The sequence below is a fragment of the Nitrosospira sp. NpAV genome, from assembly GCF_000832065.1.
GTDB lineage: Bacteria > Pseudomonadota > Gammaproteobacteria > Burkholderiales > Nitrosomonadaceae > Nitrosospira.
Genome location: NZ_JXQM01000007.1, coordinates 26,828 through 52,819 on the forward strand (window position 1 = coordinate 26,828; position 25,992 = coordinate 52,819).

General features: G+C 54.0%; 24 protein-coding genes, 1 tRNA gene and 1 pseudogene. 14 read left to right on the forward strand and 12 right to left on the reverse strand.

Annotation, left to right across the window (positions count from 1 at the left end):
- The first annotated feature begins 174 nt into the window (after positions 1-174).
- From recA to SQ11_RS05065, 6 genes are read left to right on the forward strand one after another with little or no spacing between them, the layout of a single operon-like run.
- Positions 175-1,194 carry a recombinase RecA gene (gene recA, locus SQ11_RS05040; RefSeq protein ID WP_041513074.1) on the forward strand — a complete coding sequence of 340 codons (1,020 nt, stop codon included), beginning with the start codon at positions 175-177 and terminating at the stop codon, positions 1,192-1,194.
- A 12-nt stretch (positions 1,195-1,206) separates the two neighbouring features.
- Positions 1,207-1,671, forward strand: a complete 465-nt coding sequence (gene recX / locus SQ11_RS05045) for a recombination regulator RecX (protein WP_052494000.1) — start codon at positions 1,207-1,209, stop codon at positions 1,669-1,671.
- On the forward strand, positions 1,668-2,015 hold the full coding sequence (locus SQ11_RS05050; protein ID WP_041513075.1) for a hypothetical protein: 348 nt from the start codon (positions 1,668-1,670) through the stop codon (positions 2,013-2,015). The genes recX and SQ11_RS05050 overlap by 4 nt, the downstream gene beginning before the upstream one ends.
- 31 nt (positions 2,016-2,046) lie before the next feature.
- Entirely contained in the window at positions 2,047-4,965 is a 2,919-nt protein-coding gene (alaS, locus tag SQ11_RS05055) for an alanine--tRNA ligase (protein ID WP_041513076.1), read from the forward strand.
- Positions 4,966-5,014: 49 nt separating this feature from the next.
- The gene (trxB, locus tag SQ11_RS05060; protein ID WP_041513077.1) at positions 5,015-5,965 is read left to right on the forward strand and encodes a thioredoxin-disulfide reductase; all 951 of its coding nucleotides are present in this window, start codon (positions 5,015-5,017) and stop codon (positions 5,963-5,965) included.
- A gap of 35 nt (positions 5,966-6,000) precedes the next feature.
- Complete coding sequence (locus SQ11_RS05065) at positions 6,001-6,606, forward strand: Smr/MutS family protein (RefSeq protein WP_041513078.1); 606 nt, start codon at positions 6,001-6,003, stop codon at positions 6,604-6,606.
- A 43-nt stretch (positions 6,607-6,649) separates the two neighbouring features.
- Here SQ11_RS05065 and SQ11_RS05070 read toward each other — a convergent pair whose 3' ends face one another.
- From SQ11_RS05070 to SQ11_RS05085, 3 genes are all read right to left on the reverse strand, one after another.
- Positions 6,650-7,045: a TraR/DksA family transcriptional regulator gene (locus SQ11_RS05070; protein ID WP_041513079.1), complete on the reverse strand. Its 396-nt coding sequence runs from the start codon at positions 7,043-7,045 to the stop codon at positions 6,650-6,652.
- 67 nt (positions 7,046-7,112) lie between these two features.
- Complete coding sequence (locus SQ11_RS05075; protein WP_041513080.1) at positions 7,113-7,640, reverse strand: peroxiredoxin; 528 nt, start codon at positions 7,638-7,640, stop codon at positions 7,113-7,115.
- 362 nt (positions 7,641-8,002) lie between these two features.
- Complete coding sequence (locus tag SQ11_RS05085; RefSeq protein ID WP_052494001.1) at positions 8,003-9,241, reverse strand: MFS transporter; 1,239 nt, start codon at positions 9,239-9,241, stop codon at positions 8,003-8,005.
- A 30-nt stretch (positions 9,242-9,271) separates the two neighbouring features.
- Here SQ11_RS05085 and SQ11_RS05090 point away from each other — a divergent pair.
- The 7 genes and pseudogenes from SQ11_RS05090 to SQ11_RS05110 all read left to right on the forward strand — a co-directional run bounded on the left by SQ11_RS05090 (position 9,272) and on the right by SQ11_RS05110 (position 14,459).
- Positions 9,272-9,347 (forward strand) — tRNA-Arg (locus SQ11_RS05090).
- Positions 9,348-9,632: 285 nt separating this feature from the next.
- Positions 9,633-9,776: pseudogene (locus SQ11_RS18210) on the forward strand (DNA polymerase V subunit UmuC); the annotation flags it as partial.
- A 92-nt stretch (positions 9,777-9,868) separates the two neighbouring features.
- Positions 9,869-9,949 carry a DUF4113 domain-containing protein gene (locus SQ11_RS18215; protein ID WP_368730364.1) on the forward strand — a complete coding sequence of 27 codons (81 nt, stop codon included), beginning with the start codon at positions 9,869-9,871 and terminating at the stop codon, positions 9,947-9,949.
- A gap of 330 nt (positions 9,950-10,279) precedes the next feature.
- Positions 10,280-10,609 (forward strand): cytochrome c, encoded by a 330-nt coding sequence (locus SQ11_RS05095; protein ID WP_041513082.1) that lies wholly within the window; start codon positions 10,280-10,282, stop codon positions 10,607-10,609.
- 23 nt (positions 10,610-10,632) lie between these two features.
- Positions 10,633-11,622 (forward strand): hypothetical protein, encoded by a 990-nt coding sequence (locus SQ11_RS05100; protein ID WP_156972413.1) that lies wholly within the window; start codon positions 10,633-10,635, stop codon positions 11,620-11,622.
- Between the two features lie 23 nt (positions 11,623-11,645).
- Positions 11,646-13,190, forward strand: a complete 1,545-nt coding sequence (locus SQ11_RS05105; protein ID WP_041513084.1) for an FAD-binding oxidoreductase — start codon at positions 11,646-11,648, stop codon at positions 13,188-13,190.
- A 159-nt stretch (positions 13,191-13,349) separates the two neighbouring features.
- On the forward strand, positions 13,350-14,459 hold the full coding sequence (locus tag SQ11_RS05110) for an NAD(P)-dependent alcohol dehydrogenase (RefSeq protein WP_041513214.1): 1,110 nt from the start codon (positions 13,350-13,352) through the stop codon (positions 14,457-14,459).
- A gap of 138 nt (positions 14,460-14,597) precedes the next feature.
- On the opposite strand, the gene SQ11_RS05115 is transcribed toward SQ11_RS05110, so the two are convergent.
- From SQ11_RS05115 to SQ11_RS05150, 7 genes are all read right to left on the reverse strand, one after another.
- Positions 14,598-15,368 (reverse strand): DUF1269 domain-containing protein, encoded by a 771-nt coding sequence (locus SQ11_RS05115; RefSeq protein ID WP_041513085.1) that lies wholly within the window; start codon positions 15,366-15,368, stop codon positions 14,598-14,600.
- A 170-nt stretch (positions 15,369-15,538) separates the two neighbouring features.
- Positions 15,539-16,639, reverse strand: coding sequence for an ADP-ribosylglycohydrolase family protein (locus SQ11_RS05120; protein WP_041513086.1), 1,101 nt, complete (start codon positions 16,637-16,639; stop codon positions 15,539-15,541).
- 174 nt (positions 16,640-16,813) lie between these two features.
- Positions 16,814-19,435 carry an MMPL family transporter gene (locus tag SQ11_RS05125; RefSeq protein ID WP_198140801.1) on the reverse strand — a complete coding sequence of 874 codons (2,622 nt, stop codon included), beginning with the start codon at positions 19,433-19,435 and terminating at the stop codon, positions 16,814-16,816.
- A gap of 271 nt (positions 19,436-19,706) precedes the next feature.
- Complete coding sequence (locus tag SQ11_RS05130; protein ID WP_232297903.1) at positions 19,707-20,861, reverse strand: cupin-like domain-containing protein; 1,155 nt, start codon at positions 20,859-20,861, stop codon at positions 19,707-19,709.
- Between the two features lie 645 nt (positions 20,862-21,506).
- Positions 21,507-21,779 carry a hypothetical protein gene (locus tag SQ11_RS05140; RefSeq protein WP_041513090.1) on the reverse strand — a complete coding sequence of 91 codons (273 nt, stop codon included), beginning with the start codon at positions 21,777-21,779 and terminating at the stop codon, positions 21,507-21,509.
- A gap of 240 nt (positions 21,780-22,019) precedes the next feature.
- Entirely contained in the window at positions 22,020-22,496 is a 477-nt protein-coding gene (locus SQ11_RS05145; RefSeq protein ID WP_232297904.1) for a hypothetical protein, read from the reverse strand.
- Positions 22,497-22,533: 37 nt separating this feature from the next.
- The gene (locus SQ11_RS05150; protein WP_041513092.1) at positions 22,534-23,013 is read right to left on the reverse strand and encodes a surface antigen protein; all 480 of its coding nucleotides are present in this window, start codon (positions 23,011-23,013) and stop codon (positions 22,534-22,536) included.
- 233 nt (positions 23,014-23,246) lie between these two features.
- Here SQ11_RS05150 and SQ11_RS17180 point away from each other — a divergent pair, with 233 nt between their 5' ends.
- On the forward strand, positions 23,247-23,426 hold the full coding sequence (locus tag SQ11_RS17180; RefSeq protein WP_041513093.1) for a hypothetical protein: 180 nt from the start codon (positions 23,247-23,249) through the stop codon (positions 23,424-23,426).
- Between the two features lie 125 nt (positions 23,427-23,551).
- On the opposite strand, the gene SQ11_RS05160 is transcribed toward SQ11_RS17180, so the two are convergent.
- Both SQ11_RS05160 and SQ11_RS05165 read right to left on the reverse strand, forming a co-directional pair.
- A complete protein-coding gene (locus tag SQ11_RS05160) occupies positions 23,552-25,000 on the reverse strand; it encodes an SEL1-like repeat protein (protein WP_052494002.1) in 1,449 nt (482 codons plus the stop codon).
- Positions 25,001-25,374: 374 nt separating this feature from the next.
- Complete coding sequence (locus SQ11_RS05165; RefSeq protein ID WP_041513094.1) at positions 25,375-25,854, reverse strand: hypothetical protein; 480 nt, start codon at positions 25,852-25,854, stop codon at positions 25,375-25,377.
- Positions 25,855-25,992: the final 138 nt, after the last annotated feature.

Consider the following 25,992-nt stretch of genomic DNA (forward strand, 5'->3'; position numbering starts at 1 on the left):
ATTTTCCTGTATATCAGCTCACGGTTCATTTGCCTTCCAACAAGATGCGCTATTGGGTAGAAGATGGGAATCGTGCTCCCAGTGAACCCGTTGCGAACCCGTTGTCATTTGCCCTTGCCTTCCCGCGCTGGATCACATATGCGATAATCAGCCCCATTCTTAAAAGGAAAATCCATGGACGAAAACAGAAGCAAAGCGCTGGCGGCGGCGCTTTCCCAGATCGAGAAGCAGTTCGGCAAAGGCTCGATCATGCGTTTGGGTGCCAGCGAGGTCGCCAAAGACATCCAAGTAATTTCCACCGGTTCGTTGGGGCTTGATATCGCGCTGGGCGTGGGAGGGCTGCCACGAGGACGGGTCATTGAAATCTACGGACCGGAATCATCCGGCAAAACCACTCTTACCCTGCAAGTCATCGCCGAAATGCAGAAAATGGGAGGCACCGCGGCATTCATCGACGCGGAACATGCCCTGGACCCGCAATACGCGCAAAAGATCGGCGTCAATGTACAGGAATTATTGATATCTCAACCCGATAACGGCGAGCAGGCGTTGGAAATTGCCGACATGCTGGTACGCTCGGGCTCCGTCGATGTGGTGGTGGTGGATTCGGTCGCCGCCTTGACGCCCAAGGCGGAAATCGAGGGCGAGATGGGCGAGCCTCAAATGGGCCTGCAAGCGAGACTCATGTCGCAGGCGTTGCGCAAGCTTACCGCCAACATCAAGCGCAGCAATACCATGGTGATTTTTATCAACCAGATACGCATGAAAATCGGTGTCATGTTCGGCAGCCCGGAGACAACCACCGGCGGCAACGCATTGAAATTCTACGCATCGGTGCGTCTCGACATACGCCGGACTGGCTCCATCAAAAAAGGCGATGAGGTGATCGGCAGCGAAACCCGCGTCAAGGTGGTCAAGAATAAAGTTGCCCCCCCATTCAAGCAGGCCGAATTCGATATTCTCTATGGCGAGGGGATTTCGCGGGAAGGGGAAATCGTCGAGCTGGGCGTGCAACACAAGCTGATCGAGAAATCTGGCGCCTGGTATGCCTACAAGGGAGATAAAATAGGCCAGGGCAAGGATAATGCCCGCGAGTATCTGAAAGAGCATCAAGACGTGGCGATGGAAATCGAATCGAAGATCCGCGCGGCCGTGGGAGTCGCCAATCAGGCCGAAACCGCTGACGTGGAATAATCGCGGGCTGCCGTGAAATCGCCGCGGCGTATCGAGCCGAACCTGAGAACCCGCGCCTTGGGCTATCTGGCGCGGCGGGAACACTCCCGGCTTGAGCTCGAAAGAAAGCTCGCGCCCCATGCGCAAACTCCCGAAGAACTCTCTTCCCTGCTGGATACACTCGAACAACGCGGTTTTCTGTCAGCCGCGCGCATGGTGGAGCAGGTGATACACATGCGTAAAAGCAAGTTCGGCAGTCAACGGATTGTGCATGAGTTGCGTGAAAAGGGTATCGCGGAGAATTTAATTGCCGCGGCGTTGCCCAATATCAGGGAAACCGAGCAGGAGAACGCGCGCGAAGTATGGCGGAAAAAGTTCGGTGCGATGCCCGCCAATGCGAAAGAGCTTGGCAGGCAAATGCGTTTCCTCATGGGGCGGGGATTTACGGCGGAAGTAATACGTCAGGTATTGCGCCATGCTGATAAGGAAGAAGCGTGAGGAATTGTGTTGTTCAGATTGTAGTGGCGGCCTTTATAGGGATTCTGCTCGGTGGCTGCGATGCCATCAATGCGACGTCCATTAACGAAATCAATACATCTCCCGCCAATTTTGACGGCAAGGAAGTCACGCTGCGGGGTATCGCAAAGGATCCCACGCGGATTCCGTTATTTAATACGAAATCTTATGTATTGAAGGACGATAGCGGAGAGATTGCCATCCTGACGGAAGCCGATCTGCCCAAGATGAACGAAAAAATCACCGTCAAGGTGAAGGTGGCGAATATTGCGATTATCAATGGCGAATCGCTGGGAATGACGGTAACGGAGATATCGCGGCGTTAGCCGCTACCTCATATATTCACATGAAGCCGATATGAAAAGCAGCGAAATAAGACAAAAATTTCTCGAATTTTTTGCATCGCACGGCCACACGGTGGTTGCGTCGAGCCCCCTCGTTCCCGCGAACGATCCCACGCTGCTGTTCACCAATGCGGGAATGGTGCAGTTCAAGGATGTATTTCTCGGCCAGGATAAGCGGCCCTATGTACGCGCGACGAGTTCGCAGCGCTGCGTCCGCGCGGGCGGCAAGCATAATGATCTGGAGAATGTGGGTTATACCGCGCGGCACCATACCTTTTTTGAGATGCTGGGCAATTTCAGCTTTGGCGATTACTTCAAGCGCAACGCCATCAAATTTGCCTGGGAATTTCTTACCGTTACGCTCAAGGTCCCGCAGGAAAAATTATGGGTCACGGTTTATGCCGAGGATGACGAAGCCGCCGACATTTGGCTCAACGAGGTGGGAGTTGCTTCGTCGCGCTTCACGCGCATTGCCACCACGGATAATTTCTGGCAGATGGGCGATACCGGTCCCTGTGGTCCCTGTTCAGAAATTTTTTACGATCACGGTCCGGATATTGCAGGTGGCCCGCCCGGCACGCCGGAAGCGGATGGCGACCGTTATGTCGAAATCTGGAACCTCGTGTTCATGCAATACAACCGCGATAGCGCCGGCACACTGCACCCGTTGCCCAAGCCGTCGGTAGATACCGGCATGGGATTGGAGCGTATATCCGCGGTCATGCAACAGGTTCACAGCAATTATGAAATCGATTTATTTCAGGATTTGATCAAGGCGGCGGCGCAGATTACGAATACAACTGATTTATCCAGTAATTCGCTCAAAGTAATCGCCGACCACATCCGTGCCTGCTCCTTTCTCATCGCCGATGGCGTGATTCCCGGCAACGAGGGGCGGGGCTACGTTCTCCGGCGCATTATCCGCCGCGCCATCCGCCACGGCTATAAGCTGGGCCAGAATCAGCCATTCTTTTATGCGCTAGTGGAAGATCTGGCGAAAGCGATGGGCTCGGCCTATCCGGAATTGGTTGAAGCCAAGGCCCGCATAGCGGCCGTGCTGAAACAGGAGGAAGAGCGTTTCTTCATCACAATCGAAACCGGAATGCGAATACTCAGTTATGCGACTTCCGAAGAAAATTTTGTGTTGCGCTGGCTCTCAGGAAAGACAGGGCTGGTTTTGAAGCATATGGACGTTGTGGGAATGAACTACGCTTTTGACGGTGCTTTAATTAGCGATAGCGGAGAGGAAATTCCAGTTGAGGTTGTTTTAGGTGAAGAAGATAACGTATCGTATGACCGTATATACAAATCTATATATGCGTTCAAGAACGATCCGTTTTCATATGCGGAGATATACGTAGTTTTCGTCGGTTCTGAAATTCCCTTCCGATTTGCGGCCCTTCTTGCAGGAAGCGACTTTCCATATAAAGAGTTTCTTGTCCCTCAAATAGAACTGGAGTCTTTTAGAAGGATTCCTGGAGATCTCGTATTTAAGCTACACGATACCTATGGCTTCCCTCTTGATCTTACTCAAGATGTATGTCGTGAACACGGGGTAGTCGTGGACGTGGTAGGTTTCGAGACTGCAATGGCTCGCCAGAAAGAACACGCACGAGCGGCTAGTCGATTTACCGACATACAGGATGGAATTAAATATAGTGAACGTCGAACCCAGTTTCATGGGTACGAAAGCTTGCAACACGAAGGTCAAATTCTCGCCCTTTACAAGGAAGGTAGCCAGGTAGATTTCATTGAAGCCGGGGATGAGGCAGTGGTTGTGCTGGATCATACCCCGTTTTATGCGGAATCCGGCGGACAGGTAGGCGATTGCGGGGAGCTGCTGGCCGCCAACGGCACCTTTGCCGTATCCGATACGCAAAAAATTCAGGCGGATGTATTCGGCCACAAGGGGCTGCTGCGCAGCGGGCGGGTGGTGATCGGCGACAAGGTGCTGGCAAAGGTCAACCCGGTGGCCCGGGCACGCACCGAGCGCAATCATTCCGTTACCCACCTGATGCACAAGGCCCTGCGGGAGGTATTGGGCGCTCATGTGCAGCAAAAGGGCTCGCTGGTCGATGCCGATAAAACGCGCTTCGATTTCGCGCATAACCAGCCCATGACGGATGACGAAATTCGCAAGGTCGAAGTTCTGGTCAACGCGGAAATTTTGACCAACGCGGCCACCGGGGCGCGCATGATGGCGATAGAGGATGCCAAGAAAACCGGTGCGATGATGCTGTTCGGCGAGAAATATGGCGACGAAGTGCGTGTACTGGATATTGGCTCCTCGCGTGAGTTATGCGGCGGCACACACGTCAAGCGCACGGGCGACATCGGATTGTTCAAAATCGTTGCCGAGAGCGGGGTGGCGGCGGGAGTGCGCCGCGTGGAAGCGGTGACCGGCGAGGGCGCTTTGGTTTATATCCAGCAACAGGAAGCGCAATTGCAGCATGTCGCGGATGCGGTGAAGGCGCAGCCGCGGGAAGCCGCCGCACGCATTGGCCAAATCCTGGATAACGTAAAACATCTCGAAAAAGAACTTGCGCGCATGAAATCGAAATTTGCCAGCTCGCAAGGCGATGATCTCGCCGGACAGGTACGAGAGGTGAAAGGCGTTAAAGTCCTGGCGGTCTGTCTAGAAGATGCGGATTCGAGGACGCTGCGCGAAACGCTGGACAAGCTCAAGGATAAATTCAAATCCTGTGTCGTCGTACTGGCCGCGTTGGAAGCGGAAAGCGTCAAGCTGATCGCGGGTGTCAGCGCCGATCTCACGGCGAAAGTCAAGGCGGGTGAACTGATTAATTTTGTTGCCTTGCAGGTGGGCGGCAAGGGCGGCGGGCGCGCCGACATGGCCCAGGCAGGGGGAACCCGGCCCGATAATCTGCCTGCCGCGTTGGAGAGCGTGGCCGGGTGGGTTGAACAACGCTTGTAGCATCAGCCGGAAACTTGTTTTTTTAATAATAAATCCCATATATCGTACTATGACAAGCAAACACTCTCGCCTCCTCATCCTCGGCTCCGGTCCCGCCGGTTATAGTGCGGCAGTTTATGCCGCGCGTGCCAACCTCAAGCCCGTACTCATCACCGGCATGGCCCAGGGCGGCCAGCTCATGACCACTACCGACGTCGATAACTGGCCGGCGGATGCCATGGGTGTGCAAGGCCCGGAATTGATGGAACGCTTTCAGAAACATGCGGAACGCTTTAACACCGAGATCATTTTCGATCACATTCATACCGCCAAACTTACCGATAAACCCATCACGCTGATCGGCGATCAAGGCACGTACACGTGCGATGCACTGATCATCGCCACCGGGGCCTCCGCACAGTACCTGGGGCTGCCGTCGGAGGAAGCGTATATGGGCAGGGGCGTATCGGGTTGCGCCACCTGCGACGGGTTTTTCTACAAGGGACAGGATGTCGCGGTGGTGGGCGGCGGAAACACGGCGGTGGAAGAGGCCCTTTATCTGTCGAATATTGCACGGAATGTCACGGTAGTACATCGGCGCGACAAATTCCGCTCGGAAAAAATCCTGATCGATAAATTGATGGACCGGGTGAAAAACGGCAACGTCAAGCTGGAACTCAACCACGTGCTGGACGAAGTGCTGGGGGATAATTCCGGCGTTAACGGCATGCGCATTAAAAGCACTCACGACAGCGCCGGCAAGACCGTGGCGTTGCAAGGCGTATTCATCGCCATCGGCCACAAGCCCAATACCGATATTTTCCAGGGGCAGCTGGAAATGAAAAATGGCTACATCCTGACCAAGAGTGGAAACGAGGGTAATGCCACCGCAACCAGCATCCCGGGCGTATTCGCCGCGGGGGATGTGCAGGATCATATCTACCGCCAGGCGGTGACCAGTGCGGGAACCGGTTGCATGGCGGCGCTGGATGCTGAAAAGTATCTTGATGTCTCGGGTTGAGTAACCATCGGGCAACCGCGGCTTGAGAAATTTATATGAAACGGCGGGGCAAGAAGTCTTCAACCGTGCCTACAACCGAGGATGCAGCCGTATCCGGAATCGTCGATGACGATTCCGCATTGTTCCGCATAGCGGTTCAGGATGTAGCGCTGCTGCCCAAATCTGACAAGACGCTCCATACCAGCAGGCGACCCCAACCCGTCCCGCGTCAGATTCCGCATGACGAACAAACCGTGCCGGATGACTCGCTTTCAGATCATATCTCGCTGGAAATGGAAGCAGGAGACGAGTGGTCATTCCTGCGCCCCGGTGTCTCACGCCAGACCTTGCGGCGGTTGCGGCGCGGCCATTGGGGAATTCAGGCACAACTCGACTTGCATGGATATACGCGTGATGAAGCGCGCAAGGAACTGGTGGCTTTTCTGGATGCCGGTACCCAACGCGGTTTCCGTTGCGTGCGGGTGATACACGGCAAGGGCCTCGGCTCAAAGTCTCACGAGCCGGTATTGAAGGTCAGGATTGGAAGCTGGCTCTCGCAGCGCGATGACGTACTGGCTTTCTGTCAGGCCAGACCGGAAGACGGCGGCAGCGGTGCCGTGCTGGTACTGCTCAAGGTATTTGCATCTGGAAACGCGGGATAACGCCCCGCATCGATGATCCCGCTGCCCCACGCGGCTACCACAATTAAAGGGTAGGATTTTGTTCGTGGGAATAGGTTTTCTCATGCTGATTCTGGCAACGTACACATCGCTGTGCGGTAGGATAAGCCATGAGCCGATCAAAACCGATTTCATCGCCGCAATCGATACACTCCCCGAAATTCAGCTCCGCCAGTCGTTTTAAAGAGGTTTCCACTTCGCGCATCTCATGTACCTGACGGTCCACGATTGCAGCGCCAACATCCACCAGCATGTCCGCTACCGAATCGTCGCCGGCATCGGTCACGCTACCCGCCAGGTCAATATAATGCTGCTCGCCCGAACGTTCCAGTTCGCTGCGGACTTCCTCCCGCAATTCCAGATAGCGTTGTTGCAACGCTGTTTTCAATTGTACCAACTGGTCTTCGGTCAATTTTGCCATGATGATATTCCTAATGATCGAATCGCAAAATCCAAAGCCGCATAATCCGCCACCAGCTATGACCCGTTCACGAACCCTTCAGTTTCTTCAAATCCTCGATCACTTCAGCAGAATTGCGCGAAGTACTGGCCGATAAATAAACTTTGGCAATCCTGCCTTGCGGGTCGATCAGGAAAGTATTGCGCTTGGCCATACTGCCATCGCCCCGCAGCGAATCGTAGCGCGCGGCGGTTTCGCCCTTGCTATCCGCCAGAAGCGGGAAGGGCAGATTATATTTCTTGGCGAAATTGGCATGACTGGCGCTATTGTCCACGCTCACACCGACAACTTGCGCACCCAGATCGGTCAGCTGATGGATATCATCACGATACTTGCACGCCTGCTCGGTGCAGCCGGGCGTGTCGTCCTTGACATAGAAATACAACGCCAGCCACTTGCCGCGATAATCCGCAAGCTTATGGACTTTGCCGCTCTGGTCGGGAAGGCTGAAATCCGGCGCCGGCTGGCCCACCTCGAGTGGTTCGGCACGTGCGGCCTGACTCCCAAAAAATAGAACCATTGCCATCAATGGTGCAAGGATCGAAAGTATTTTCATAAATCCCCCATAAATTTTCGTAGGATGGGTGAAGCAAAGCGCAACCCATCATTCATATCTCCCCAAACTCCACGTCGCCTGACTCATCGCTTCCAGCCCAATTTCTGGAGTATGCGCCGGTTTCAACATAACGATGAAACGTGGAATACGGCCAATCCGCGACCTGCTTAACATGTTGATGTTTGACCGGATTGTAATGAATATAATCCACATAATCCCAATGGCATTTCTTGCAAAGGTGGAAACTCAACCTGTCATTCCCGCTTTCGCGGGAATGACGGAGCAAGAGGTAGTAGTGCCATCCTCATGCTGACCTTCCTTCTCGCGTACATCATTTAACACATTTCATACCCCACCAAACTCTATCTATCAACTCCATCCAGTTTCCTGACCGGCCAGGCCCAAAACCGCAACAACAGCGCGGCAAAAGCCGCCAGCCCGCCGGCAAAAAAGAACGCTATCTCCGCGCTTTGGAACTGCCAGAGGGAGCCGAACAGCAATCCCGCCGGAATCGCCGCAATACCCACCATCAGATGATACCAGCCGAAAGCCGTTCCGCGTTCGCGAGGTTCCGCGTAATCGCTGATAATCGCCCGTTCCGCGCCTTCGCTCATGCCCGCGCAAAGACCGTAAAAAATGCTTACTGTCCACAGCCCGATGCTATCCGTAATCGTGCCCAGCAGCAAAAACGAGATCGAAAATGTTGTCCATCCGATCAGCATCAGCGCACCGCGCCCCCAGCTATCGGCCAATTGCCCGCCCCAGGTGGAGGTGGCCGCCTTGGCCAAATTCAAGGCTGACCATAGCAACAATAATTCGACTACCCCCACGCCCAATTGGTGCCCCAGCAGCAGAATAAAAGTTTCCGAGGCGCGGGCGAATGTAAACAGCATCAGCACCAGCAGATACCGGCGCATCGGCACGGATAGCACCGCCCAACGCAAAGGCGGCAGTACCGCCGGAGCATGGACAGCGGCGGCCTTTTCTTGCTTCTGTTCCTTTACGCCCGCGCCCAGCAGCAGCACCGCGACAAAACCCGGCACTGCCGACCAGAGTATCACCTCGGTCAGGCTCATGCCTGCCCACGCCAGCGCGGCGGCCGCGACCAGGCTTCCTGCCACCGCTCCCGCATTATCCAGCGCACGATGAAAACCGAAGGCATAGCCGCGCATCGCGGGCGGTGTCGCATCCGCCACCAGCGCATCGCGCGGCGCGCTACGCAACCCTTTCCCTACGCGGTCGATGCTGCGCAACACCAGAATCATTGGCCACGAACCGGCCAGCCCCAACAACGGTCGAGCGATATTGGAAAGCGTATATCCTGCCACCGCCAACCCCTTGCGCTGCCCGCTCATGACATCCGAATGCCGTCCCGACCACAGCTTGAGCAGGCTCGCCACCGCGTCGGCGACACCTTCGATAAACCCCAAAGCCAGCGGCCCGGCAGCCAGCACCGTTGCCAGCAATAGGGGAATGAGTGGGATGACGATGTCGGAAGCGAAATCATTGAAGAAACTGACGAAACCGAGAACAACGACGGTACGGGGCAGCTTTCCGCGCGCGGCGGGGCTTTCGTCAGGAGCTGCGTCCGGTTTATTCATACCGGCATATTAGCGTAAAATGCAGCTAGCGCCCTGGTAGCTCAGTGGATAGAGCAACCCCCTCCTAAGGGGTAGGTCACACGTTCGATTCGTGTTCAGGGCGCCATAAATTCAGAGGCTTAGGTTCATATCCGTTAATCGTAATCCATTGGGGTTACCCAGGGACTACGTCCTATACTAGCAAAGCCCTAAATCTTCCGTTTCCGGCAGCTCGTCGGCATGCTATCTGGAGGCCAAGCAAGGAGCAGCCTTGCCATCATCGGCAAGAGCCTCAACCATAAAAACCAGAACACGACTGCGATATGTGCACGCCTTGACCAAGATCCGGTTCGTACAAGCGTGATGCGGCTAATAGTGCTATGCTCAGGGCCGGCACACAGTCTCGGTATTCATCCAGAATAGTCCGTTTGATCAGGCCGAGCTCTATGGGAGGACCCAGACGATTGCATTGCCAGCCCCCACGGAATGCAGTCTTCAAATCACGAATGCAGCGCTGTGGTTGCTGAAGAAGATCTACCATCCCAGTGTCTATTACCAGAAAGCAGGTGTGATGCTGTCGGAGCTGGTTTCGCAGGAAGGCCAGCAGACCGACCTCTTCGCGTATTCATCCAACAGATCAGGCAGGCTATGGATATCGTGGACAGGATCAACAGCAAATACCGACGCAGCGCCGTACATTTCGCATCAGAGGGAGTTGACCGAAGCTGATCCATGCGGCGCAGCTTCAAGAGTCCCGACTACACGGGAGAGAGGGATGAGCTGCCAGTGGTGAGCTAATATTGGATATATCTTTTGCATATAGCTCCTGCTAGATCACGTCCATTCAAATTCAGATCTGCTCATTCAAATACTGACATTGAGCTGGTTTTAACCTTGTATTTTTTTCTCGCTGATCTATTGTTGAACTAGTGGGCATTAGATTCCGGCATTTTTCCTTTTTTAGAGCAGGGTAGCGGTCGGCTGGCTTTAAAACCGGACTAGCAAATGCTCGTGGCCGGATGAGCGCCGGTACATATTTATCTTTCCAGAGGAGGTGATATGAGGAAAATAATATTGCGAGGCACAGCCTCCGGTTTTCTGCTGGCGGGGACAGTTACCGTTGGGCTGGTAGCGAATACCGCATGGGCCCAATCTCAGAACGATTCCAGCGTCGGGTTCGAGTGGAAGGATGGGACCGAAGTCTATGCCAAAGTCTGCGGTCATTGCCATGAAACCAAGGTAGGACCCGTTATCCGTGGTCGCCATCTTCCCGCCGCCTACGTTCGTACCATTGTGCGCGATGGACTGCGCGCCATGCCCTCCTTCCGTTCTTCCGAAATCGATGACACCTCGCTGGAAAAGGTGGCGGAATACATCTCGAAAAACTGAGTCAATGGCAGGGAGGCCGATCCATGGACGTTAACAGACGTAATCTTATGAAAGGCGTATTGACAGGCGGTACGTTACTGGCGCTGGGTATCCCGCCTGGGGCATTCGCCAGTGCGCCCATTGGAAGAGCCGAGAAATTCGGCTTGCTATTGGGGAATACAGGCGTGGATGGTGCGTTTGCTGCCGGTTTCCACACGGCCGTTCAACATGCGGCTCGGGGCAATGGAGCGGTGGCGGCAGGTATGGGTCTCTTGCCACAGGTGATAAAATTGAAAGGCGGTCTGCTCAACGATTATGAGCTCGTGATACGGCTGCTGGAAAAATCCCGCAATACTCGCTGGGTTGCCGTGATGGATGATGGCAGCGCGGCGATTTTCACCGAACTGGTACGCAATGCCAGTGGAAGACTAATCTTGCTCGGTTCGCACGCTTCTTCCGATGGCACTTGGCGAAGTTTACCAAGCGTTTCCGAATTCCGTCATGTATGGAGTGCCGCATCGCCGCCGCATGCGGCGGGAAGTGTTCTTGCTTCAAGTCTCGTTTCGAATCAAAGCAGTTTTTCCATCGTGGAAAATTTTTTATCCTCGCAGGCGCAGTCCGCCGGGACCATGACAATGTCAAACAGCATACCCGGCTTCCTGAACTTCAGGCTCAAGAGCGCAGATGCGAGTCCCGCTTCGGGAGCAGACGCGGTCTATCTTCATTGCTCGGGCCTTTCGCCCTCCGACGGGTGCGCATCGCTCGGCTGGAACCCCGCGGGAACATGGCAACCTGTTTCGCAGCGGGAGCCGGCGCACGAAGCGGGCATATTTGCGGCACGTGGCAACGGGCACCCGCGTTACGGATGGGTTGAATCGGTAGGGCATGCCGTCACTGTCGCGGCGCTGAGTGAGGAGAGTCTGATTAACGGGCCCTGCTGCAGCCGAGCGTTCGTGCATCGATCGGCGGCCGGGAAACACGACAGGAGGCTGGCTGTGGCGGAGCCGTTCACTTCATTCGTGTTCGATACCTAATATGGCGCCAAGGAGAAAAAACAATGGCCGGTAAATATATTGCGCTGCCCAAGGGCGTCTCTGAACAGATATTCGATACCGCGATAAAAGAATTTCGCGGCATTCTCGGGGAAGCCTTCGTCCTCACCAGCCCGCAACAGCTCGCGCCCTACATCAAGACCATGATGCCGGTTCCCGATTCCGAGCATGCGCCTTCCGCTGCCCTGATAGCCACCACCGTCGAGCAGATCCAGAAGATCGTGGGGATCTGTAATCAGTACAAAGTACCGATATGGACCATCTCGACCGGCAAGAATCTCGGATATGGCGGTGCAGCCCCCGCCGAGCGCGGGCAAGTGGTGCTGGATCTTAAGCGCATGAATCGCATTCTCGAGGTCGACAAGGACTTGGCCTATGCTCTCGTCGAGCCGGGGGTTACTTATCAACAGCTCTATGACTATATAGCCGAACGCAAGCTGGGCTTATGGCTATCCTTCCCGGCTCCCTCCGCAATAGCGGGGCCGGTCGGCAATACGCTGGATCGCGGAGTGGGGTATACGCCCTACGGCGAGCATTTCATGTATGCATGTGGCATGGAGGTTGTGCTGGCGAATGGCGATGTCCTGCGCACCGGCATGGGATCGATGCCCAACTCCAATACATGGCAGGTTTTCAAGTGGGGATATGGCCCTTACCTGGACGGGATCTTCACCCAGTCCAATTATGGCATCGTCACCAAATTTGGCTTCTGGCTCATGCCCGCCCCTCCGGTTTTCAAGCCGTTCGTTATCCAGTACCAGAACGAAGAAGATATCGTGGAAATCGTGGAGACCATTCGGCCGCTACGCATCAATGGGATTATTCCCAATGCTGTGGTCATCGCTCACGCATTGTATGAGGCACCGACAAAAGCACGGCGAGGTGATTATGTTACCGGGCCCGGGGCGATCCCGGATGAAGCGATTCGCAAGATTACGAAAGATCACAACCTGGGTATCTGGAACGTTTATGCGGCGCTGTATGGCACCCAGGAACAGGTCGACGTGAACTGGAAGATCGTGACACAGGCATTCGGCAAATCCGACAAGGCGAAGATATTGACCGAGAAGGAGGCGGGTAGCGATCCCGCATTTGAATATCGAGCGAAGCTCATGCGCGGAGATCTGACGCTCAAGGAGTTTTCCCTGTACAACTGGCGCGGGGGTGGAGGTTCTATGTGGTTTGCGCCCGTTTCCCAGGCTCGTGGCACAGAAACGCTCAAGCAAATGTCCGTGACCAAGCAGATCCTTGGCAAATACGGGCTGGATTACTCAGGCGAATTCATCGTCGGCATGCGCGACATGCACCATGTGGTGGATGTCTTGTACGACAAGACCAATCCGGAACAGGTGAAAGCGGCGTATCAGTGCTTTGATGAACTTTTGACGACCTTTTCAGCGCTGGGATACGGGACTTACCGCGTCAATACGGCATTTATGGACAAAGTGGCGGATACGTACGGACCGATCCAGCGTAAGGTCAACAAGATACTCAAGGACGCGCTCGATCCCAACGGAATTCTCGCACCGGGGAAATCGGGCATCCGCTAATGGGCGGTACGTATTCGAACGAGGGATAGGCAGATGGTCGAGAGGGAGGGCCTCTCGTTTCGCGATCCTCCTCATGCGCCTGGCGTGCGCAGTGGCTCGACGCACGCTTTGCAACAGGAATACGGATTCTTTTACAAACCTTTCGAAGGGCCAGCAAAAATGAAAGAAATCAGGGGTGCAGTGGTTCGCCGCAAGGGTGGACCGTTTCAGGTCGAGAATTTGACGCTGGACGATTGCCGCCCGGACGAGGTAATGATCAAGATCGTGGCCACCGGCATGTGCCATACCGACATGGTTGCGCGCGACCAGCTCTATGAAGTGCCCCTGCCAATTGTGCTCGGTCATGAGGGAGCGGGAGTGGTCGAAGAAATTGGAAGCAGCGTGAAAAAAGTGCAGGTAGGTGACCACGTGGTACTCACCTACATGTGGTGCGGGCATTGCAAACCCTGTTTGCGCGGAGACCTGACCTATTGCGAGAATTTCTACCCGTTGAATTTTGGCGGTGCGCGCGAAGATGGCAGCACGGCCACGCACGACGGGAATGGTGGGCCTGTTCACGACCATTTCTTCGGGCAGTCGTCCTTCGGCACCTTCGCCGTGGTGCATGAGCGCAACGTAATCCAAGTGCCGCGGGATGTCCCGCTGGAAATGCTAGGCCCCCTTGGTTGCGGCATCCAGACCGGCGCGGGGGCAGTCATCAATGTGCTTAAGGTCACGCCTGGCAGCAGTTTTGCGGCCTTTGGGGGTGGCGCGGTGGGATTGAGTGCGATCATGGCGGCACGGGTGGTAGGGGCAACGATGATCATTGCCGTGGATGTGGTGCCTGCCCGGTTGGAACTGGCAAAAGAGTTGGGCGCCACTCATACCGTAAACAGTCGAGAAACCGATCCCGTGTCAGCGGTGCGTGAAATTACCGGAGGAGGTGTCGATTTCACGCTTGAATCCAGCGGCAGGCCAGCAGTTTTACGGCAGGCGATCGATGCACTGGCAATTGGAGGCAGTTGCGGGATCGTCGGTGCCCCTGCCTTGGGTACCGAGGCCAGCTTCGATGTTAATGGCCTAATGACGGCGGGGAAGCGCATCATCGGTATTGTCGAAGGCGAAAGCAAGCCCGACCTTTTCATTCCGGCTTTAGTCGAGCTCTATCGGGACGGGAGGTTTCCTTTCGACAAGCTGGTGAAATTCTACCCGCTCGACCAAATCAATCAGGCTGCGGAGGACAGCGAGAAAGGCTTGACCATAAAGCCGATTGTCCGTTTACAGCCATAAAAGCAACGAGCCTTCTTCTTCCGCTCACTTAAACCTGTTATAGGCCACTACCCGCCTAGCAGACATCAGACAATTGAGTAAGCTGAGTGTTAGTGTTTTCGCAGATGCATGGCAAGGCGGGATATCGATGTCACTGGCTTAACGTGAACCTTGATTTGTGGAAAGCTTTTCTGATTCTGTTTGAATTTCCCCAAGCCGATGCTCAATTCTGGTTCTGGTTTCCGGGCTTGCCATTGCAATCTGCTTCTGGAGAGCCTTGATCTTTACGTCTGCCTGCTGTTTTAGTCTTTCCACCTTGGCCTTTTCGCTTTCCAGGGCGGTTCTAAGTTTGGCCTCGGCAACCCCGATCCTGACTTTCAATCGCGCCTTGTGTTCCTCCGCCGCTTGCTCATACTCCGTCCTGAGATCCAAAAGTTCGGACTTGCGACAGCGGATGTCATTCCCAATCAGGTCTTGCTCCACATTCACGCGCCATTGGCGAACTACAATTCCGCCCAGCGCTTCCATCTTTAGGTCGAGCCCTACGGTCCCGTACTCGTCAACCTCGGCGACCAGAGCGCTTTTTCCGGGGCTTAGATTCCGGGATACTTCTTCAACAAACCCCATGCCGACTCCATAATTGAAGGCATCCACCAACTGCCCGAGAAAAACACCTCCGGCTGCACCTATGGCAAGTGCCACCGGTCCTCCCAAGAGACCAATCAGGCTACCCGCAACTGCACCTACTGCCGTTGCACTTGGTGCTTCGCCAGCTTCGTCCTTCATCGCAACATTGCCGTCAGTTCCCTTATTGATGAGCGCCATTCCGTAGATGGTGAGCTTGGCTTCATCCTGAAGTTCCCTGAGTGCTTTCCTGCCTTCGTATGCCTGTTTTTCTGTGGGGAAGATAACAACAATAAAATTGCTCATGAATATCTCCTTTCTGCATCTTACAAACCAAAATTGTTCCGCCGAAACTCCGCTATCTCAAAAGTCCCCAAGTCTTCTAAGGGAAAATCTTGAGGAGATAACCGATTTGTGAAAGCTAAGAGTCCCCTACCTGTTGCTACCTTTCGATCATTTCCGTGTTGATAGACGTTTTAGCTCTCGCTGGCACCGGTGGGATCGCCGACTTTCGCCGCCAGGTCGATTGCAAGCTTTGTGAGTGTTTCACCTTCTTCCAGCCCATCCAGGAAGTGCTGGGGAATACCAGTCAGCCCGGTTTGGGCACCGGCGAGAGCCCCGGTCAAAATGGCGCGGGCCTGGTTTTGCCCGCCGCCATTCAGGGCATGCAGCACAGCCGATTTGAAGTCGTGAGGGAAGCGGGCGGCTAGGTAGTAAGCTGCCGGAAGTTGGTGGTAGATGGCACAGGGCATGCCGTATACGAAGGACACCTTCCAGGCAGGTTCTATCGGGATAGCAGGATCGGTCGCGGCGGTGGCAACGTACGATGGCGTGAGCAGGGCGTCGGGTGAAGCGAATCTTCCTGCGCGCGGAGGGTCCGGATCGCCGGGGCGGGGTGGCTGCAGATCCGAGTGAGTCACCACGTGAAAAGGTAGCTGGCCCTTTTTTACCAACCGCATCATGGTATCAGAGAGGTTCTTGTCAAGTTTGTGTCCCTGAACCAGGAGGCTAAGCACGGCACCATAAGCGACCGTCATCGATAACACGACATCGTCTATCTGGGTAAGGCGGGCATTATCGGAAATAACGGTAGCCAGTTTCCGGGGCTCCATCGCATAGCGAACCGCCAGCGCCAGCGTGCGTTCGATGGCTTCAGTAGTATCGGCATTGCCGCCTGTTTGTCCCCAAGGCAGACCCTCCTGGACGCGCTTGCGCCAAGCGTTACGGATGGACTGGCTCGTGTATCCTCCAGGCCCGTTCGCCGGAGTGCCGTCAAGCAGGGGAAAAAGCTCTTCATCCATACACCGGCAGAAATCTGCTTCGTCATACCCCTCCCGCTCGACCAGCGAGCGGAGCATGAGCTTGAGAATAATACCGGCCTGCGAGGACTGACCAGCCTTCAGCCCCTCGTGGTAGCGGCCCGGCTTGGGATCGGTATAGGTGGTGATCCAGTCGCCATAGTCCCGGTGGAGTTCGTCCAAATCATAGTACCAGTGGGGGCCAACGCCAAGGGCATCACCTATGAAAGCACCCATAATGGCACCGGCGGCACGATTTTGAATGGCGGTGTCTGTCATTTCTGATCCTCCTTGTGGCTATAAAGAAATTCTAAACAAATGGGCAGATAAACAGGTTGGAAAAATGAGTCCGGGAAACTCCTAAGGGGTAGATCACACGTTCGATTCGTGTTCAGCGCGCCAATATCCATAAATGCCCGTGCTGCGGGTTCTGGCAGCCTGGCGTTTACCCGCTCATCGTAGCCGTATATCTTCCTTCTCGCTTAATATCAGTTTACTCAGTGCAGGAAGGATGATAAACGTGCAAACCATGATCCAGAATATGCCCATGGTGATGATCAAGCCCATGCTGGAGATACCTGAATGCGGCGAGAATGCCAATCCCCCAAAGCTGGAGGAAGTGGTCAGCGCTCCAAAAAATATGGCTCTGGCGGTACTGGATTGATAGATATTCTCCTCTTCGGAAAGCGAATGCAGCTTTACGAGCATGTGGATGCCGTTGTCGACCCCCAGTCCCAATAACAGAGGCAGGGCGATGATGTTGGCAAAATTAATGGGGGTGTCGGTGAGTACCGCGCTGGCCATGGTAAAGAGTCCTGCCAGTATAAGCGTCGCCATGACGAGCGCGGTATCCGGAAAGCTGCGCCGGATGGCGAGCAATACCACTGCAATGGCAACCAGGGCAATCACAATAGCCTGCTGAAAAGCCTGGACGACTTCCTTCATGGATTCCCAATATATAATCGGCAGGCCGGTTGTTTCCGGTGCAACCGATTGCACTTCGGCAATGAATTCCTTGAGATTGGCCAGATCATTCAGGTCTTTTTTTGGAAAGATCTGCACGCGGAATAAACCGTCCTTGCTCAGCCAGCGTTCCCTGATATCGGGGGGCAGATCGGTCAGACTAATATTTCTGGCTTCCAGACTTACTGACAATTCTTTCATGACCGGCGGCAAGGTACCGAGCAGCGCAGTCTGAATTTTTTCAACGAAAGATTTCCGGCTGGGCTCTGGCCGTGCCTCAAGTTCGGTCAGAGTTTCCCCCAATTCTTTTTTTAAGCGTGTCAATGATTCGCGGTCACGGTCACTGGTTTTTTGGGGCAGGAGGACATCAATGGCTTTTATCAAACGCGTGATACCGGGAACAGGGTCGGCATCGGTTTCAAGTTGGGGGAACTGCTGTCCTTGCGAACCGAGTATCAGCCCCACCTCTTCAATCACGGCCAGTTTTTCATCCTGGTCCGTGGGCTGAAGATCGAAAAGGCTGATGGTTTTATCAATCGAAGCCAATGCCGACAGCTTTTGTTGCAGGATTTTGGTGCTGTTTTCATCCTTGGTCAGTACATTCAATGTCAGCGGCGTGGTTTCCTCGTCCGCCATCAATTCTTTGAACGCAATTACCGATTCGGTATTCGGGTCGCGAAGGTCGATTGGATTAAAATCAATTCTCACATTAAATGCCAATATGATGGAGATCAGAGCCAAAACGAGGGTCGCAACGGAAACCGCTTTGGCATAACGGAGCGGCAAGGCCGCCAGTTTCCTGGATAGATCTGAGAGTGGATGTCGACCTTTTTCCAACCCGAACTTCCGCGGAGCCGGCAAGATTTTTAATAGCGCCGGGAGGGAAATCAACGTGATCAACAAGCAAATAAACAGGCTGGTTCCTGCCAGCAGCCCAAGCTCGGCAACGCCTTTGTAATCAGTCGGTATAAACGCATAAAGCCCGATGGATGTGGTGCCAGCGGCCAGTAACAGCGAGGGCCCCACGGTCATGAAAGTATCACGTAGCGCCAGCTCCTTATCGGCATGAGCGTTCAAATTATCCCGATAGCGCAAGCAAAAATGAATGGCATATTCCACGCCAAGGCCGATATTGGACACCGCAAAAGCAACTGAAATGAGGTTTAATTCCGTTACCGCAATAGCTGCAAACGCTCCACAGAAAAGCATGCCCAAGGCCAGGGTCAGCAACGTGGCTACCGTAAGTAAAACGGATCGGTAGGCAACCAATAAGATTAATAACACCAGTACGACGGAGAAAACGCTGGCGGTAAAAGTGCCGCTGCTCATACCTGCAAGCTCATCATCTTCAAGGCCGACTTCGCCCGTCACCCACACCTTGACAGCCGGCAGACCGGGATCCTGAATATCCGCCGCGGCTTTGCGGATAGCCTCGATCGCAGCTTGGGCGGGACGAATGTCCGAATGATCGAGCTTGGGCGAAACAATGATAAACCCCTTGCCGGAATGTCTTTTCTTTTCAGCAATCAATGATTCCCAGGAAAGCAAGACATTTTCACCATTGAGTGTTTTGTGCAAAGCAAGGGAAACCTTGTCGGCTAGCGAGGCCCAGTCAATAGGCACGACCTGGTTCTTTTCTGTTGCTGCTTTATCTGTCGCCTTCAGGGCATCCTCAAGAATGGAAAAAAACCCTGTCAGATTGGGTTTCTGAGCAATTCGGCCGATAAACGGCTGGGCGGCAGACAGGTTGTTGGACAACGTCTGCAGCTCATCAGTATCCAGATAAAGCAGGCCGTTCTGACGGAAAAATTCGTTGTCATTAGGGGTGTAGACCGAATTGAAGTGATCCGTGTCGTTGCTGAGCAGGTCCAGCAGCCTCCTGCTGGCGGATTTGGCCAGTTCAGGCGTCTCCGACTCGACCACCAGCAGCAGCGTGCTCAAATCCTGAGAGAAAGCTTGTTCATAATGGCGCCGATATTGCTGAAAAGGCGCATCGGGAGCAATCAGGTTGGTGGTATCGGTATCAATTCGCAAATGGCCGACTGTGTAGTGAGCGGCCAAAATACCGAGCGCAACCATTGTTGATAGCACCGTAAAAGGGTGGCCAAGCACCCAGTTTCCCCAAAATGCGTAACTGCGGCTTGCTAACATCATCGACCGGGTCGGTTAGATTAATTTGCATGAGGTTCGGTTAATCTGATACCTCGGCACGTGAATGCCACATTATCTAGCCTGTGGCATATCGAATACCTTCACGGGTACCTTCGTTCGCGGAAAATCCTTGCGCTTGGAGATTCATGAAGAACTCCTGCCAACAGTTTCAATTTATCAGCTATCCATTGAAGCCGTCATATTCATACATCAGAGGCGGGGGCGGGTTCTTTCAGTACAGCGCGGTTTCCTGCTCGTTGTGCTCGGTGTCGGCGGCGAGATCGGCAATATTGCCGCGTATGCTGCAGCTGATGACTTCAACGCAGCTTTTCCAGAAACCACCCGAGAGTAGTTGCAGGCCTCGGAAATACCTGTTCGAGATCTCCGTCGGCGCGGTGTACCGACAGGTGATTCCCAGGCCCTCTTCATGGAGGTTGATTGTCTTATGCCACATCCATGCCGGAAAAAACAAGACATCACCTGGGTGCAGGTCGAACTCATAGCGTGGCGCGTATTCAACCAGTGCGTAAGCATTGCGGTCGCTTGGTTCTCCATTTTCATCGGCGCTGAACTCTGCAAATCGTCGCATCCCATTCCCGCGCGCCGTGGGGTACAACAGCCAGGAATATTCGGACTCAATCAACGTCCAGCGTTTTGATCCAGATACGGCTAGATACCAGTTGGGACCTTCCTCGCAGTGGTAGTTGGCGTTCAACCCTTTTCCCAGGCCAAGAATCAGGAAGCTCAGAACAGGTTTTGACGGCCTTCCCATGACAGGGAAGTATCCCTGTGAGCGTGGGATACCAAAATATTCATAAAAAACAGGGTTCTGGTCAAGCAGTAATTGTTGTGGGATGAAATTACGGCGACCATCCTCAGCAATCTGACGCAGCGAGGTATTTACCATCTTCTTGGTGCCCTTGTCCAAAGCCTGCACCACGGTATCTGGAAATCGTTCAGCTAGCCTTGCGAGGGTCCAGTCTGCGGCTGCGTTTTTTACAAATCCGCGCAGTACGCACGGGATGGACTGTTTAACGTGCTCGCGATAAAACCGGCGCGGTTCGATCTCGCCGGGCCCATATTCGAGAATGGCCTGGATTTGCCTGCGCGGGACGCGGTGGTTCTGCAATCGCCGCAGTATCCGCTGTTCCGTCCGCCGACGGATACCCCGCAGCGCGTCTGGATTATGGGACAAGTGCTGATACAGCATGATGCTCTTCAGCGCCAGCACATTGCCGTATCCCAACGGTAGTTTCGCTACACCGCGTTTGCCCATGCGCTCCACCAGAAATGTGCGCAGGAAAAGTTGTTGTTCCACCACTAACTGCCATATAACGTATAGAACTGTGGCCATACCCGCCAAGGGCGTGGCCAGCGAGTTTTTCATATGCATCAGCGCTGTTCTTTTTTCCTTTTGTGTCTTGCCTGTATGTTCCATCGGATGCCTCCTTTGGTTGTCTCCCCCTTTAATGTTTAATTCACCTTGAGAATCGGTTCATGCAAAACTCGGTCATTTTCAGCCAAGTCTTATTCTGATATTTATTCGTGTGGCCCGCTCGGCCCTTGCCGACGCTGCGGAATCCATATGGACTCGGTATCCTATTCCACGAAAACAGACAGGATCGAGATCAGTATAGGATAAATAAACGTCCTTATTGTCAGGCCCTGATGCTTTGATAGATTATCGAGGCACCGGCTAGAAAATACGATACAGGTTTCCCTTTCCGGGTGGCATGACTGCGCGTTTTAAGCATCGCCGTATTCAGTAATTTGTTGGCCATGGGCGGCTCGCCATTGCTTCTCGGGGTGGACTCCGGGCTAACCGCGATTGCCATATTGATACTGATCAAAAGCTTCCAGGTGATTGATGAGGTATTCTGCAGGAACTGTTTACCGATGGGAGCGGGGTTATCCTCTCATGGAATTCCTGGCCGCATACCTAGCCAAGCATTACTTAGCCATGTTATAGAACCCGGATGGGACGACCCGGCTGGAAGCACGCGGCCCTATGACCGCTCGAGTCGGCTACATATTAACGGGTCCAAAGCCATAGGCGATATTGCTCAACCTCAAGCTGTCTTTGCCGCCATTCCTTTTCCTGCTGCTGGATTTTTTGCTGGCGCTCAAGCTGCTGCATTTGGTTATTGTATTCGGCTTCCCGCTGCTTGGCGGCCTGTTCCATTCTTAACGTCTCTGCCGTTTCGCGTTGCTGCCGCCACTCTTCACCCGTGCTCTGATTGCGGTCGTATGCCATCACGTGGCTGTTCAGTGCGATCATGATTAATGCGCCGAATATGATTTTCATGGCCCACGTCTTTAATCAGAAAGTAGACCATTTTAGATACCCGACTCGGCACCATCGTTCAGTTAATCTTTAGACTTGGTTGACGGGGGCATCGGCGCGAAGTTTACTGAAAATGGGCATCGCGACCACTACAGTTCAGGAGCTTCTCGGGCAGACACACTTTCTATGTGTTCAGCGCCATCTGAATGGATGTTTGGTTATGACTGACAGAAACAGATGAGATGATGTACAACCCAGCTCTTACTCCTTGCAACTCCTCACATCCTCGGTAACTGTTTTCCCATCCTTGAGCAAGATGGTTTGTCTGATGGTCTTGCATTCCCCATTCTGCTGTGCTGCTACCTGCGCCGATGGCACAACCTCCGCCTTGCCCATCAAGCCATTATCCGGGTTACTGAAGGTCTGCGTTTGACCCGTATTGAATGCCGTTTGTGATGCCTGGGCCATTCTTTGTTTATCTTCTTCTCCCAGATAACCCGCAATGTAGGCGCCGACATAGTAGCCGGCGAGGCTCCCGGCCACGGCGCCCGCGATGCGCCCCGCGGTACCGCCGCCAAGATAGCGGCTGAGATAGCTTCCCCCGATGGAACCCGTGACGCTGCCGATCACCCCGCCAACACGTCTGGCATCCCCTGTTTGACAGGCCGGGAGGAGCGTGATCAGCACCATTATCATTAACCACTTCATCCAAGCGTTAGCGTTTAATGCGTGGTTCATGATATTTCCTTTCCAAAGACGGGGTTCCCGCAATCCTTCACTGCGGATTTTTACAGCTTTTTACATCCTCGGTAACTGTTTTTCCGTCTTTGAGCACGATGGTTTGCCGGATCATCTTGCAGTCATCGTCCTGCTGCCCCGTTCGAGTTGAGGGGACAACTTCAGCCTTGCCCTTCAAGCCACTATCCGGATTGCTGAACGTTTGAGGTTGACCCGTCTCGAACGCGGTTTGGGATGCCTGGGCCATCTTTTGTTCATCCTCTTTTCCAAGATAACCCCCGATGTTGGCGCCCACATAGTAGCCGGCCAGACCTCCGGCGACGGCGCCTGCGATGCGGCCCGCCGTCCCTCCACCCAGATAGCTGCCCAGATAGCTTCCCCCAATGGAGCCCGCAATGCTGCCAATCAGGCCACCCGTCCGTTTCGTGTCCGCGGTTTGACATGCCGGCAGGAGCATGACCAGGGCAATTATCGTCAATCGCCTGATCCATGCGTTAGAATTTGATGGCTGGCTCATGATATTACCTCCCCCAAAAGTCTTTCCGGAAATGGAATGATCCACGGAACGTTTGGTAAAGCCGAGATGATACTCGTCCCGGAATTCGGCGCATCATTGTTTCCCATACGCGCTGCGTTATTATTAACGAAAACGCATGCCCGTGGATGACACAATTGACAAGTTTCTGTTCCGCGGGGTAAATTCCCTCTCGAAAAGCGGATCGTTTTCCAACCTTGATTAGAAGTATTGCGATGAAAATAAAAAGAATAGTTTGTATGGGTCTGTTGCTGGCTGTGCTTCCAATGCTCTCCGGCTGCTGGTATCTGGTCGCTGGCGGAGCCGGGGCCTATGGCGGATACAAGATGAAGGAGAAAGGCTATACACTGCGCAATCCTGTTGCCAAGGAGAAGAGTAGTACGCCGTCCCAATAGGCTGCCGGTACGAGCTATCATGGGGTGCTTTCTGCCGCCCCCGCGTGAAGCGCTGCATTAGCCATGATGCCATCGCTTCTTGATGGAAGACGGGCATATCCCAATTCAGTATTAAATGTATTACATTACTTTTGATGTGCCTGTTTCCATTCGTCGGCTTGTTTCCGCGCTTCGGCAATTTGTTCCGGCGTCATGAGCTTTGCCATTAGTTCGCTGTTCAATTTCGCATCTTCATAACCCGCCGCGCTGGCCACATGGAACCACTTTTCCGCTTCGACATAGTCCTGTTTAACCCCGCTGCCTTTGTAGTACATCATACCCAGATTGGTTTGCGCCCCCGGGTGTCCCTGTTCGGCCGCCTTGCGGTACCAGATCAGGGCCTGCTCATAGTCCTGCGCAACACCTGAGCCGTTGTCATACTTCACGCCCAGGCTGTATTGAGCCCTGGCGTATCCTTGCTCGGCCGCCTTGCGATACCAAACCAAGGCCTCCTGTTCGTCCTTGTTGATCCCGCGGCCGTCATCGTACCGTACGCCCAGGTTGTATTGCGCATCCGCATCCCCCTGCTCGGCGGCTTTGCTATACCAGGATACGGCTTTGTGGTCATCCTGCGTAACGCCTTTGCCTGTCGCATACATGACTCCGAGGTTGAATTGGGCTGGAGCATATCCCTGCTCAGCTGCCTTGCGGTACCAAGACAGGGCTTCCTCGTCATTCTGCTCAACTCCCCGGCCTCTGGCGTATAAGACAGCAAGCTTGAACTGCGCCCGGGTGCTCTCCTGCTCGGCGGCTTTGAGATACCAGAATGCGGCTTGCCGTTCGTCTTGCGTAGTTCCTTGTCCTTTCGTGTAGGCTAACCCCAGATTATATTGAGCGTCGGCGTTACCCTGCTCAGCGGCCTTTCTATACCAGGAAACGGCCTCCCGGTCGTCCTGCGCAACTCCTCGTCCCTTCGCATACAGAACGCCAAGCGCATATTGCGCATCTGCAAAGCCCTGCTCAGCGGCCTTTCTATACCAGGAAGCGGCTTGCTGGTCATCCTGTGCAACCCCCTGGCCTTTAAGATACATGAAGCCCAGGATCGATTGCGCGGGAGCGTGCCCCTCCTCCGCCGCTTTGAGATACCAGGTCATGGCCTGTTGGTAGTCCTGTGCAACTCCCTGGCCTTTGGCGTACATGACGCCCAGGTTGTATAGCGCAACGGGATAGTTCTTTTCCGCCGCCTTGAGATACCAGGCCATGGCCTGCTGATAGTCCTGCGTGACCCCCTGGCCTTTGAGATGCATGAAGCCTAGAATGGATTGCGCGGGCGCATCTCCTTGATCCGCCGCCTTGCGATACCAGACTACCGCCTGCTGATAATCCTGGGGAACGCCCCGGCCTTTGGCGTACATGACCCCCAAATTGAATTGCGCATCCGTATTTCCCTGCTCGGCGGCCTTTCTGAAAGATTCCACCGCTTTGGCGTAGTTCTTGTTGAGAACAAACTTCATTCCATCTTCAAAATCTCCGCCAAAAACCGGGGGTGTCAGCAATGCCAGTACTAGGCCTATTATTGGTAACAACCGCGTCATTTACTCACCATTATCGTTTCAAGCCCGTGTTATTTGTTCTTCGCGCTGTTGTCAAAAAACTGAACTTCACTTGAGAAGCTTAGCAAATATGCCCCACCTGGATATTCCGAGCGCCATTATTCCATCGCGGCGAACAGGCGGAAATTATCATGCCGTACGTCATGCCGGGAATATTTTTTGGTATTCAACGAAGGAACGAAGAGAATCCGGAGTCCCGCAGTCCTACTGAAGGGCGAGCTGACGAAGCCATTTACCCCGGCAAGTTAGCGCTGGATATATGCGCAGGTTAAAACAAGGCGCTTGGGGTTTCAGGAAATCTCTGGGCCGTCCCTGTTCCTTCCGGCATACTGCTTGGCGGACTTATTCAGTGATACTTAAGGTGCAGAAGATGAACAAGCTTTCAGATTCTCCCACGCTATATGGCCTTCGTATTCATCTCCTCTCAGCGTGGCGCGTACCGATTCGTTGTCGGTTCTTTTTATCATCAAAAGGAATGAGTAATCGGGACCAGTGTATGTGCTTCCCGCATAGTTACGAACCTTTGGCACCGGTTCCGCATAAACCCCCACTGCATCGGGGTTCGTAGGCAAGTTACGCGCATACGTGCCGGGTAGAGCACCCAGCGGATAGGCGTAAACCTCTGTCGCGTCGATGTCCGGATATCTTCGCACCTCGTATCCAAGGCCGTTGATAACCCACCGGGTATCCGATCGTAGCTTGTTTATAACGCAGCTGGCAAGAGCGGCGTGATTTCCCGTGAACTTGTCCGCGTAAAGCTGGGGCTTGTGTTTGAAAATGCCGAAACCCGCGCATGCTGACAAAAGCAAGGCTAAAATCACAATTAACTTATTCATGGTTTACCTTTTAACCTGGATATCCGCGATGCTCTCAAAATGAGAAGTCATCGCCGCCGCATCAATTCGCTGTTTCTGGTGGATCATGACGCCACACCCCGACTGTAGTCGGCGATAAGTTCAATGGTAGCCGAATTG